The following is a 311-nucleotide window of genomic DNA, read 5'->3' on the forward strand; positions in this document are numbered from 1 at the left end:
GATCTCAGTCAGGTGCCCGACCTCTCAGTCCCTTATTCTGGACGTTGGAACATTACCTTGTGTTTAGGCGATGGCGTTGAACTTCGACTGAGTCGTGACTGATGTTTATGCCGGAGCCTAACGCCAAAATTTGGCTGTACACTCAGCCTACCGATATGCGTAAGTCTTATTGTGGCCTGTTAGAGCTGATTAAACAGCAAATCAAAGAGAGTCCTCTCATCGGGTATTTTGTGTTCATTAACCGCCGTAAAACTCAGATGAAAATTCTCTATTTTGACGCCTCTGGGTACTGTATTTGGTGCAAAAGACTG

The 311-nt window shown here is 45.3% G+C and carries 1 protein-coding gene; it reads left to right on the forward strand.

All coding sequences use genetic code 11. From position 1 onward, the window contains the following. Positions 1-107: 107 nt before the first annotated feature. The coding region (gene tnpB, locus V6259_RS20150) for an IS66 family insertion sequence element accessory protein TnpB (protein WP_445928535.1) at positions 108-311 on the forward strand (204 nt) is incomplete at its 3' end.

The organism is Marinomonas sp. TI.3.20, assembly GCF_038155025.1.
Lineage (GTDB): Bacteria > Pseudomonadota > Gammaproteobacteria > Pseudomonadales > Marinomonadaceae > Marinomonas > Marinomonas flavescens.